General features: G+C 55.8%; 8 protein-coding genes. 4 read left to right on the forward strand and 4 right to left on the reverse strand.

From position 1 onward, the window contains the following. Genes ACEWZM_RS19750 through ACEWZM_RS19760 form a run of 3 tightly spaced genes read right to left on the reverse strand, consistent with a single transcriptional unit; the run spans position 1 to position 3490 of the window. Positions 1-1662, reverse strand: coding sequence for a 5-guanidino-2-oxopentanoate decarboxylase (locus ACEWZM_RS19750; protein WP_414008167.1), 1662 nt, complete (start codon positions 1660-1662; stop codon positions 1-3). After that, positions 1659-2846 (reverse strand): pyridoxal phosphate-dependent aminotransferase, encoded by a 1188-nt coding sequence (locus tag ACEWZM_RS19755; protein ID WP_414008168.1) that lies wholly within the window; start codon positions 2844-2846, stop codon positions 1659-1661. The genes ACEWZM_RS19750 and ACEWZM_RS19755 overlap by 4 nt, the downstream gene beginning before the upstream one ends. Further along, positions 2843-3490 carry a TetR/AcrR family transcriptional regulator gene (locus ACEWZM_RS19760; RefSeq protein ID WP_414008169.1) on the reverse strand — a complete coding sequence of 216 codons (648 nt, stop codon included), beginning with the start codon at positions 3488-3490 and terminating at the stop codon, positions 2843-2845. Before ACEWZM_RS19760 ends, ACEWZM_RS19755 begins: the two co-directional genes overlap by 4 nt. A 105-nt stretch (positions 3491-3595) precedes the next feature. Here ACEWZM_RS19760 and ACEWZM_RS19765 point away from each other — a divergent pair, with 105 nt between their 5' ends. From ACEWZM_RS19765 to ACEWZM_RS19780, 4 genes are read left to right on the forward strand one after another with little or no spacing between them, the layout of a single operon-like run. Continuing rightward, positions 3596-4441, forward strand: a complete 846-nt coding sequence (locus ACEWZM_RS19765; protein WP_414008170.1) for an ABC transporter ATP-binding protein — start codon at positions 3596-3598, stop codon at positions 4439-4441. Positions 4442-4485: 44 nt separating this feature from the next. Continuing rightward, on the forward strand, positions 4486-5265 hold the full coding sequence (locus tag ACEWZM_RS19770; RefSeq protein WP_414008171.1) for a transporter substrate-binding domain-containing protein: 780 nt from the start codon (positions 4486-4488) through the stop codon (positions 5263-5265). A gap of 9 nt (positions 5266-5274) precedes the next feature. Continuing rightward, the gene (locus ACEWZM_RS19775) at positions 5275-6027 is read left to right on the forward strand and encodes an ABC transporter permease (protein ID WP_414008172.1); all 753 of its coding nucleotides are present in this window, start codon (positions 5275-5277) and stop codon (positions 6025-6027) included. Next, complete coding sequence (locus tag ACEWZM_RS19780) at positions 6024-6800, forward strand: ABC transporter permease (protein ID WP_414008173.1); 777 nt, start codon at positions 6024-6026, stop codon at positions 6798-6800. Before ACEWZM_RS19775 ends, ACEWZM_RS19780 begins: the two co-directional genes overlap by 4 nt. 84 nt (positions 6801-6884) lie before the next feature. Here ACEWZM_RS19780 and ACEWZM_RS19785 read toward each other — a convergent pair whose 3' ends face one another. Next, entirely contained in the window at positions 6885-7568 is a 684-nt protein-coding gene (locus tag ACEWZM_RS19785) for a DnaA N-terminal domain-containing protein (RefSeq protein ID WP_414008174.1), read from the reverse strand. Between the last annotated feature and the right edge of the window lie 583 nt (positions 7569-8151).

Consider the following 8151-nt stretch of genomic DNA (forward strand, 5'->3'; position numbering starts at 1 on the left):
TCAGTCCTTTTTGGCCGGTGTCGGCACGAATTTCGGCGTGATAATCTCAATCATGCTGGGCCCTGTCTCTTTGGCGCAGTCCAGCATGGCAGCGGCGACGTCTTGCGGATCCGCAGAAATCGCCCGGTGCGATACCCCAAAGGATCGCGCCGTTGCAGAAAAATCCGGCGGTGTCGGGTCACACCCGACTACCGGCACTCCGACATCCTGCATGGAGCGTGCAATTTCCTGATATCCATAGTTGTTCCACACCACAAAAGTGATCGGCAAATCCTCATCGACGGCCGTCATGATCTCGGGTAACGAAAACTGCGCCCCCCCATCGCCAACGATACAGATCACAGTGGTATCGGGCGCGGCGATGGCCGCGCCGATAGCTGCCGGAATACCATAGCCAAGCGCACCATATCCCGTAGCCGCATTGAACCAGCCACCGGGCCGATCATGATCATAGTACAGGTTGCCGGCATAAATCGGCTGAGCGGAATCGCCGACAACAATCGAGCCCGGCGCGACCGCGCGCAATGCGTTCAGCACTTCAACCTGCGCTCGATATCCTTCGCCAATTTCCATCCAAGCGGCAGCGCGGGCTTCACTGGCTTTATTCACCCCCCAATCACTGAGTGTCATAGTGACAGCTTCAAGGTCGGCCAAGATCGCAGACAGAACATCAGCCACATCAGCCTGGATCGCTAGTTCAGCAGGGTGGCGCTCAAGTTGTTCGGCACAAAGATCCACCCGGATCAGCCCCGTCATCTGTGGCATGACTCCTGTGGCATACATGTCATAATCGGTTGGGCCCAACTCCGTTCCCAAGGCCAGAACCAGATCCGCTGCTTCGATCAGCGCCCGGACAGACGCAAGGCTGGGGCTGGCTGGCACCGACAACGGATGGTCAAACATTACCCCACGGGCGTTTACCGTCTGAATCACTGGCGCGCCTAGGTTTTCTGCCAGTTGTCGCAGTTGATTAGCCTGGAACCGCGCACCCCCTCCAGCCAGAATAACCGGTCGTTCCGCGGCGGTGAGGCGTTGCATCAGAAGCGGCAGATCGGCAATGGCCTGCTCCAAACTGTCGCCGCCCGTGTGGTCCGCCGCAATCTCGCTCTTATACGCAGCTGCACTGCCCCCAATATCCAGTGGAATCTGCAAATGGGTCGGCCCCGGTCGCGCGGTTTCGCTGCCATCAATCAGCGCAAATGCCCGCTCCAGAGCTGGGGCCAATTCCTCCGCCGCCGAAACATGCTCCGAATTCAACGCGACGAGTTTTGCCAGTGCATGCTGATCCGGTAGCTCATGCAAATGGCCTAACTGACGGCCAAGCGACCGGCTTTCATTCACGCCTGAAACCACCAACATCGGTACCGAATCTGCGCGCGCCTGCGCCATGGGCGTCAGTAAGTTGGTAACTCCGGGCCCTGTGATGACAAAAGCAACACCAGGTCGGCCTGACACCCGCGCATAGCCATCAGCCATGAAACCGGCGCCTTGTTCATGACGCGGTGTAATATGACGCAGATCTGATTGGCCTAAACCTCGGTACAGCTCAACCGTGTGAACCCCGGGGATCCCAAAAACATGGCGCACGCCGCGCGCCGCCAACTCGCCCACCAATGCTTCGCCAACTGTTTGTCCGGCTGTTTGGCTATCACCCCCACTCATGTCGGGGCCACCGATCTTTGGTTGGCATGATCGACCATACGCGTCAGCGCCAGATCAAAACGATCTTCTTTAATGGTCAGTGCGACCCGTACCCAGCCGCGCAGCCTCTCGCCAAAGGATGACCCCGGCATAACCGCCACACCGGCACCATGCAAAAGATCCTGTGCATAAGCGTCGCCATCCATACCGGTTGATGTCACATCAATCATCGCGAACATACCAGCCTCAGGGAGATGCACCCTCAAACTGGTGTCATGATGCAGGCGCTCTTCTAACCTGATCGCCCTTGCCGCGAACCGCTCACGCATACCGGCCGCCACGGGCGAACCGTCGCGCACCGCCTGCTCCGTCATGTCCGCAATAAACGGTTGATTGCCAAACAGCATGGTCTCCGACAAAGGCAGCAACCCGTCACAAAACGCGGCGCTGGCAATGCACCAGCCACTGCGGAACCCTGGCGCAGCATGAGATTTAGAAATTGAAGAGACCACAATAACCCGTTCGGCAAAGGCTGCCCGCGCCAGCGGGGAAACAAATTCTGCTGCATCGAAAACCAGCTGGTCATAAACCTCATCCGAGATGATCCAGAGATCATGGATCGCCGCCAAGCGCCCGATGGCATCCAGATCATCTGTCGTCAGAATGGATCCCGTCGGGTTATGGGGCGTCGTCAGCAGGATAGCGCGACTGCGCGGCGTGATTTTTTCTGCTATATCAGAAGCCTGCATTCGAAATCCGTGCTCCGGACGCAAGGCAACAGGGATCAAGTCTGCACCAGTTGCTCGAATGACGCCTTCGTAGGTAGCATACATTGGATCACCCACCAGCACCTCGTCTCCGTGCTGGGCCACACCCATCAGAACTGCATACAAGGCGGTCTGGGTTCCCGGAAAGCACAGCACATTTTCCGATGCAATGGGTCGACCGCTGCTGGCGCTATAACGTTCCGCAAGCGCCTCGCGCAGATTGGCCTCACCGCGGCCGTTAGAATACCCCGTTCGCCCCGCCAACATTGCAGCGCTGGCTGTCTCCATTAGCTCTGCGGGCGGTGGCACGTCTGGCTCACCAATCGTCATCTCAATGACATCCGCCCCAGCGGCTACCATTTCTCGCGCAGCTAGATGCACCTGCCATTTTGCTCCGCCAAGCCCCGCCAGTTGTTTGGTCACATCGGTCATTCTCATGACTGTTCTGCCTTATGCTGCAAATTTAATCCCAAAATCGCACCAACGGACTCCAGGCCGATGGTTGGCAATTCACCTTCCTCAAAAGCGTCTGGCAGAGCCCCGCCCTCCATCCAAAGCCCGTCGATCACAGCGTTGCAGGCCACCGCCAGATGGTGTAGCCGCGCGGCGTCAACAGGCCTCCCCGCTTCTTCCAGTGCGGCAGCGATCAGCTCACCCAGCTTGTTACGAAAATACTCATAAGTACGCTGGTGGATCTCCCGCATTTGCGGATCTTGCTGAACTTTGTTCAAAAACCCAGCCCAAAGCGCCACCGCTGTCGGCTCCACAACAGGAGGCCGCAACGACGCTTCTACAAGGCCTGCAAGCCGCGCACGCGCGTCGCCTTCCATCCCAGCCACAGGATCAAAGGTGAGATCACTGATGAACACCATGTGATGTTCATAAGCAGCCGTCATAAGCTCCTCTTTCGAGGAAAAATAATGCCGGATCAGCCCCTGCGTAACATCCGCCCGTTCGGCAATGTCGCGCACAGTTGCACCACGCACACCCTTTTCAACCACTAACTCCAACGTAGCGGTTATCAACGCGTGCTTGCGCTCTTCTGCGGTCGCTCGCTTAAATTTTCGGCGTTCAGCTGACACAGGACCTCCTAGGCGTTGTGCGACGACGGGTTCGTAATAATTATACACTTGCATAATTACGCCAACTCCGCCTTACTACAACCCGAAATATGAGGACAATAGAAAATGCCTGATCCGGCAGCCGCAGATCCTGCCCCGCTTTCGACAACCATTGAGGCCGTACTAGTCTCCCCCAATGAAGATACCCAGGTCGCGCCGCGCGCCGAGGCGATCAGGGTCGACAACCTGCATAAATCCTTCGGTTCTCTGGAAGTTCTGAAAGGCGTCTCTCTGACCGCCAAACAGGGTGATGTCGTAGCAATCATTGGTGGCAGTGGGTCCGGGAAATCCACCATGTTGCGTTGCATCAACTTCTTGGAAACACCGAACTCAGGCGAAATCAAAATAGCAGGTGAGAAAATCGCTATGCGCTCCGATGGTAGACCTGCCGACCGACGTCAGATCGAACGCATTCGTACCAGGTTGGCGATGGTCTTTCAGCAATTCAATCTATGGACCCACCGAACCCTGCTGGAAAACGTGATTGAAGTTCCGGTGCATGTTCTGAAAACGCCCCGGTCTGAAGCCATCATTCGCGCACGTGAACTGTTGGCCCGTGTTGGTCTGGGTGACAAGGCGGACGCCTTTCCAGCATTCCTTTCGGGCGGTCAGCAACAACGAGCCGCTATTGCGCGCGCTCTTGCAGTGGACCCGAGTGTGATGCTGTTTGACGAGCCTACATCAGCCTTGGATCCGGAACTTGTGGGTGAGGTTCTGACCGTGATCCGGGGTCTAGCATCCGAGGGCCGCACTATGTTGCTGGTCACACATGAGATGAAATTTGCCCGAGAGGTCGCCAACCACGTTGTCTACCTCTTTGAAGGCCTGATCGAAGAACAGGGTCCACCGTCAGAGGTTTTTGGCAATCCAAAATCTGAGCGTTTAAAACAATTCCTCAGCTCAGTCACCTAATCAACGCACTACAAGAACGACAAAAACAAAACAGGGAGACAGCTATGTCTATGAAGTACAAATTTAAATTTACAGCTCTTGCGGCAACGGTACTGGCAGCGACTGCCGCTATTGCACAGGCGGAACCGGTCAAAATCGGCGTGGCTGCCGAACCCTATCCACCTTTTGCCTCGCTGGATTCCTCGGGTCAGTGGGTTGGCTGGGAAATTGATATCATCAATGCGGTTTGTGCCGCCGCTGAGCTGGATTGCGTGATTACACCCGTAGCCTGGGACGGCATTATTCCATCGCTCACCGGTCAGCAAATCGACGCCATTATGGCCTCCATGTCGATCACGGAAGAGCGTCTGAAAACCATCGACTTCTCCGATCCTTACTACAACACTCCGGCGGTCATCGTGGCAGACAAATCGATGGATATCGGCGCAACACCAGCTTCCCTTGCGGGTAAGATTGTCGGCATACAGGCCTCCACCATTCACCAGGCCTATGCTCAGGAGTATTTCAAAGATTCCGAACTGCGAGTGTACCAAACCCAAGACGAAGCCAATCAAGATCTCTTCGCGGGTCGCATCGATGCCACTCAGGCTGACAGCATCGCGATGGCGGATTTCGTCGGTTCTGATGCCGGTGGATGCTGCGAGATCAAAGGCGCGGTTGCCAATGATGAGGCGATCCTCGGAAAAGGGGTCGGCGCCGGGGTACGCAAAGGCGAAGGAGAGGTTCTGGCAGCGCTGAACAAAGGTATTGCTGCAATCCTGGCCGACGGCACCCACGCGAATATCACCTCAGAGTATTTCACGACCAGCATATATTCCGAGTAAGGGCGCATCGTGACCGGACTCCTCGACCTGCTTGGTCTGGCCGAGAGCGCGCAGCTATTGTCGCTCTCGTCTCCAGGATGGGGTAGCAACCTCTTGCGGGGCCTCGCCAATTCGCTTCAAATCGCCTTTGGCGCGTTCGGTATAGGGCTAGTTATCGGGCTTTTCGGGGCCTACGGTAAACTCTACGGCGGGCCAATCCTGCGGGATTTGCTCGCCATTTATACCACCGTAATCCGCGCTGTTCCTGAACTGGTGCTGATTCTCATCCTCTATTATGTCGGTACCGATCTGATCAATAAGGTTGCCGCCAGCCTGGGCTATGGGCGGGTTGAAATCAGCGGTATCGTTGCGGGCATCTGGGTACTGGGCATCGTCCAAGGCGCATACGCGACAGAAGTACTGCGCGGTGCCATAAAAGCAGTGCCGCCCGGCCAGATAGAGGCGGCACGGTCGTATGGCATGCCAGCCTTCATGACCATGCGCCGCGTAACCATCCCCGCGATGATGAGTTTTGCAACACCGGGGCTTGCCAATCTTTGGTTGATTGCCACAAAGGACACGGCTCTCTTGGCAATCGTCGGATTTGCCGAGCTAACACTGGAGACCCGGCAAGCGGCGAGCAGTACGCGTGCCTACTTCACGTTTTTCCTCGCTGCTGGTGCGCTTTACCTAATGGTGACTCTGTGTTCAGGCGTGATCTTTGGTTGGATCGAACGGTGGGCAAGACGCGGCCAGCCTTCGCTGAGAGAGGGGCGCCAATGACCCTACTGAGACCACTCATGCAACCCCATCGACTTGTGCTGATGGCTTTGTTCGCAGCCTTGGTTATTTGGTGCGCTCTTGTGCTGCGCTGGGATTGGATTCCGAAATACGCACCCCTCGCGCTTGAAGGACTATGGACCACGATCTGGATCCTTATTGTCACCACCATCCTTGGGTTTGCGTTGGCAGTGCCGCTGGGCCTCGCCCAAGCTGTGGGGCCGTGGTACCTCGCAGTACCTGCGCGGATATTCTGCACCGTCATTCGAGGCACGCCTTTGTTGCTTCAGATCTGGCTGCTCTATTACGGGTTGGGATCCCTTTTTCCGCAGTTCCCGTGGATTCGCTCCAGCGAGCTTTGGCCTTATCTACGGCAGGCTTGGCCCTACGCGGTGCTCGCGCTTACGCTGTCATATGCAGGCTATGAGGGTGAAGTGATGCGGGGCGCCTTTTCCGGCGTTGCCAAGGGCCAGCTCGAGGCAGCCAAGGCCTATGGCATGCCGCGCACGACTATGTTCCGCCGGATATGGCTCCCACAGGCTGTACGCAATGTACTGCCAACATTAGGTGGTGAAACCATTCTGCAATTGAAGGCCACACCACTGGTGGCAACGATTACAGTTTTGGACATCTATGCCGTCTCATCGCGGGTGCGCTCTGACACCTTCATTGTGTATGAACCACTGCTGCTATTGGCACTGGTCTACATGGCGATAGCTGGATTAATCACACTCGCGTTTCGACACTTTGAAAATAAGGTCCCCAGTCGACGCTAAGATCCCTCTGTCTGTTCGGTCTAAGCCTTTGTATAATTCTAGAGGGTTTATGCTTGTCTGCTAAGGCGCAGTATCATGCCCACATCATGACAAGATCGTCAGCATGTCTACGTCACTATCGATATCGCGACAGGTGGCCAGCAGCCTATCATGCAGATGCCCGGTGACATAGTTGCCATGAAACCGGCTTGGTGCGCGCAGGACCAAACGCCCCCCTGCCCTGCCCTCACGTGTGAGCGCCTGTATCCAGGCCGTGTAGGTCGCAGCATCTTCTTTGTGCAACACTGCCTTGGCCAGGCTCCATTCGCTGCCGTCAGTAATATCGGGTGCTGCCGCCGCAGTGCCGGTCATCAATGGCACCACGTTCTTTTCTGGTACGTCGCTCCCGCTCATCCTGTGATCGAAGTCTGGACCGACTGCTGACCAACAACTGCGGGTGTCCTCTAGGATGGACTCCAAATCAAATCCGTATTCGGTGACTCGCCCCCGCGAGCCCTGGCGTTTCACGACCAGCCACCCTAGTGCGCGCAGTTTGGCCATCTCTCGTTTAACGGTGCGCTCATCCACGGACCACATGCGGGCTATCTCGCGTTGCCCAACCGCCAACTCATTTCGTTGCCAGTTATAGCGCGCTGTCATGAGAGTCATGAAGCGAAGAACAAGCCGCTGTGGTCCCTTGTCTAAAGACAGAGCATAGGTCCCCATTGCCGTGAGGATATCATATTTTAATGCCGCAGCTTGTCGCCCGACGGGTTTGTTGATGAGCATGGCTGCCCTCTTGTCTTCATCCTTTATTGGATGACTGCCTCTATTGTCTCATGTTTGCCATGAGATCTTGTTGGTTCTGAATTGCCAGTTGCGGAAAGTGATTCCGGTTATGTCTCTGCAATACTGGCTCAGTTTCAGCCCGAACTCAACGTTTTTGGGTTCGCCTATCTGATTTGCGTCCGGAGATGCGATTCTGTCAAGCCTGCTGTTGATTGCTTCCTCGCCCCAATCCCATTCTTGAATCAAAAATAGGTATTAGTGGTATTGGGTGACGCTCTGGATGTCCCCTAATGGGTGGAAAATGTCCCCCAATATGGAGCGGTATCTTAAACCGTGTCCCCCTATATTAGGGTCTCACATCCAGAGACTAGGCTTGAGACCTATGCATGCTCCGAATCGCCCGGACGCTTCGAAACAAGGGCTTTGACCAGTCTATTGCCGCTTATGTCCCTGTGGGGACAGGACGCTTATTCTTACGATATTAGGTTTTGCGTTTTTTGCAAATTCGGCGTAAACGAGTTTCTAGGTAGAAAAAGCGTCCACAAGATCAACAAGGGCGCGCTACAGAGCATGAGGAACAGAG

This window comes from Phaeobacter cretensis (assembly GCF_047372505.1).
GTDB lineage: Bacteria > Pseudomonadota > Alphaproteobacteria > Rhodobacterales > Rhodobacteraceae > Phaeobacter > Phaeobacter cretensis.

What these genes read in the sequence shown, in the direction of transcription:
- ACEWZM_RS19750 (WP_414008167.1), bottom strand. Translation starts at nt 1,662, where the DNA reads ATGAGTGGGGGTGATAGCCAAACAGCCGGACAAACAGTTGGCGAAGCA.
- ACEWZM_RS19755 (WP_414008168.1), bottom strand. Translation starts at nt 2,846, where the DNA reads ATGAGAATGACCGATGTGACCAAACAACTGGCGGGGCTTGGCGGAGCA.
- ACEWZM_RS19765 (WP_414008170.1), top strand. Translation starts at nt 3,596, where the DNA reads ATGCCTGATCCGGCAGCCGCAGATCCTGCCCCGCTTTCGACAACCATT.
- ACEWZM_RS19770 (WP_414008171.1), top strand. Translation starts at nt 4,486, where the DNA reads ATGTCTATGAAGTACAAATTTAAATTTACAGCTCTTGCGGCAACGGTA.
- ACEWZM_RS19780 (WP_414008173.1), top strand. Translation starts at nt 6,024, where the DNA reads ATGACCCTACTGAGACCACTCATGCAACCCCATCGACTTGTGCTGATG.
- ACEWZM_RS19785 (WP_414008174.1), bottom strand. Translation starts at nt 7,568, where the DNA reads ATGCTCATCAACAAACCCGTCGGGCGACAAGCTGCGGCATTAAAATAT.